Here is a 2,566-nt window from a genome sequence, read left to right as displayed (position 1 = left end):
GAGATGTGCCAGCCTCAATACCCCCATAGGCATCTATCTGATGCTGCTGAGGTTGTTTATCTAAAGGCTGACTTTTGGGCATTTAGCTTCTCCTGTAAAGTGCAAAACTGGTTGTTATCATCTGCTTTAGGGTACTTCAGGTGGAATGGTGATATCAGAAGTGCCCTCGTTCCAGTGCAGGCGTAAGACTTCACCTGCAGGGCGTTTTCGGTGCGCGCGCAGCCGCTCTAATTCGGACTCATCGGCCCAAACGACCCAGTGTTTAGGAGGTTCAGGCAGTTGTCGTGCGTTTACCCAGCCTCGTTGCACCCAATTATATAAGGTCACCTCCGGCATCTCTAGGGTAATTGCCAAATCAGGTAGCCACCATTCATGCCTATCCAAGGCTTTCCTAGATTTTGGACTATAGCGAGTCCCTAACCCAAGGCGACGCATTAATGACCGTAGGATTTCTCGATTGAACGTTTTGCGTCGCTTTGGTGGATAAAAGCCTTCTTGGTGCAGCAGCTCAATCATTTCATCTGTGGTCAGCTTGGCTTCAGCCATCTGTTCAAGGCGCTGACAGAGTTGTGGGTAGTTGCTCAGCTGAGCCCATTTGGCCACTGGCCGAATGACACTCACCTGTTCAACAAAGCCACCGTTCCATTCAATACTAACCCGAATCTGTTCACTTTCTCCTTCAACATCTACAGTAATTGTCTGAATCACTTGACGTACCAATTCTTTGCGTTCAGCATGGGTTGTCGTTTCGGCTAACCAGAGCGCAGGGAGGCTTTCGGCTAGTTGACGAATTTCTTGTTTCTCCTCATCTGTAAGTTGTTTAGGTTGTTCGTGAGAGAATCTTTCATACTCTTCTTTAAGCTGCTGTTCGGCCTGCAAAGCATTTTCCCATTCCTGAGCTAGCTGTCTAGCAACGAGACGATTTTCAGGTTCTACGAGATGGTAATGCCTGCCTGAGCGCGCCGACTCAAAGCTGGCACGTTCTAGCCGCTGACGCCACAGTTCGTCTAGCGCTGAGCGGTCTTGTTCGATATGTGTGGCAGTAGCCAGTGATAGTTCTAACGCTGCTGGTTCCAATGCCCGCAGGACTTGCTCAGTGACAGATTCATCTAAACAAGCACCTGCCAACTGCTGACAGAGCGCCCCGCCATAATCAGCCATCTCACGGCAGCAGACGTAGTGATGAGAGGCTTTCCCTCGGTGATAGCGAACCGTCATGCGAGCACCACATCGACTGCAGACCAGTAATCCTGAGAGCAGGGCTACACCTGAGCGGGCATGACCCCGTTCATCAGCATGGGCTCGATTAGATTTGAGCTGGTCAAGATGTTGCTGATATTGCGCCCAGGAAATATAGGCAGGATGGTGGTCTTTGATTAACACGAGCCATTCTTCCAACGGTTTGACCACTAACCCACTGTGAGGATGGCCGACTTTCTTTTTCCGAGCATCCGTTTGTTTGCGACCGTAGGCGTAAGCGCCTGCATAGACCGGGCTTTTTAGCAGGTTCTGCAAGGTGGGTCGATTCGGCCTGCGCCATTCTAAATCGCCTTTGTTGAGGCCAGATAAAACCCTGACACCTACCTGGATGTGATTTCCAACGAGATAGCGGAGTACCGCGTTCAGCGTGCCTAGCTCCTCAAACTTACGAAAGACCAGCTTGACGACCTGTTGCGCTTGCTCGTCTGGGTCAAAGCGAATCTCTCCTGATGGGCGGCGAACGTAGCCAATCGGTGCGCTGAAGCCCAGTTCTCCCCGTTTGGCTTTGTTGTGCTTACCTTGAACCATTCGCTGTTTGAGGATGTGTAGCTCAGCTTCGCTCATCGTGCCTTTCAAGCCCAGTAGCAAGCGGTCGTTGTACTGGCTAGGGTCATAGATACCATCGAGATCTGCTATCAGCGTACCGAATAGTGCACAGATTTCCAGCAACTGATGCCAATCTTTTGAGCAGCGGGCAAGGCGGGACATTTCAACCCCCAATATCAGGCCAACATGGTTGAGGCCCACTTCGGTGACCAGTCGTTGGAAGCCTAAACGGCCTTCGGCACTGCTACCTGACTTACCCAGGTCTTCGTCTATTGTGAGTACCCGCTCTGGTTTCCAGCCCAGTGCTTGGGCGCGATCTACTAAGCCATACTGAATTCGAGTCGATTCTTGATGGTCTAGCACTTGCTGCAACGTGGACTGGCGAACGTACACCACTGCTAACCGCTCTAGATGATGAGCTTGTAGCTTTTCTGAGATCCAGCTGTTTTCAGGTTTCAGACTCATTGCTCGCCTCCTTTGCTGTTGAGGCGCTCAGATGGCGTTCTAGCATCTGACTGAGAATGCTGATCAGCCGTTGGCGTTTCGGCTCCGGCAGATGCTGCCACAGGCTCTTGGTTTGCAGGCGGGTAGACGGGGGGGGTCGTGGCGCTTTTGCATGAAAGCACGTCCTCTACTGACGATGGGGGATGTGCTTTTATTTTCGCGATCGCTTTTACCAATCGCAATAATCCCCTTAATCCAATCGTTGGGTACGAAGTTGGTTTCGTTCTTATGGGGGTGTTGTGGCTGGCACACTGAA

2 protein-coding genes are annotated in these 2,566 nt (G+C 51.4%); both read right to left on the bottom strand.

Going from position 1 to position 2,566, the window contains the following annotated elements; translation table 11 throughout:
- Window positions 1–126: 126 nt before the first annotated feature.
- Window positions 127–2,271, bottom strand: a complete 2,145-nt coding sequence (locus tag CKL79_RS22130; protein ID WP_121971675.1) for a recombinase family protein — start codon at window positions 2,269–2,271, stop codon at window positions 127–129.
- A gap of 63 nt (window positions 2,272–2,334) precedes the next feature.
- Window positions 2,335–2,566: hypothetical protein (locus CKL79_RS23630; protein WP_205879188.1), on the bottom strand; the 232-nt coding region annotated here is incomplete at its 5' end.

Origin of the sequence: Leptolyngbya sp. BC1307 (assembly GCF_002286735.1) — a bacterium.
In the GTDB taxonomy this organism is placed as follows: Bacteria; Cyanobacteriota; Cyanobacteriia; order Phormidesmidales; family Phormidesmidaceae; genus Phormidesmis.
The sequence above is the reverse complement of the archived record's forward strand: the minus strand, read 5'-3'. Positions and strand labels throughout refer to the sequence as shown.

What these genes read in the sequence shown, in the direction of transcription:
- CKL79_RS22130 (WP_121971675.1), bottom strand. Translation starts at nt 2,271, where the DNA reads ATGAGTCTGAAACCTGAAAACAGCTGGATCTCAGAAAAGCTACAAGCT.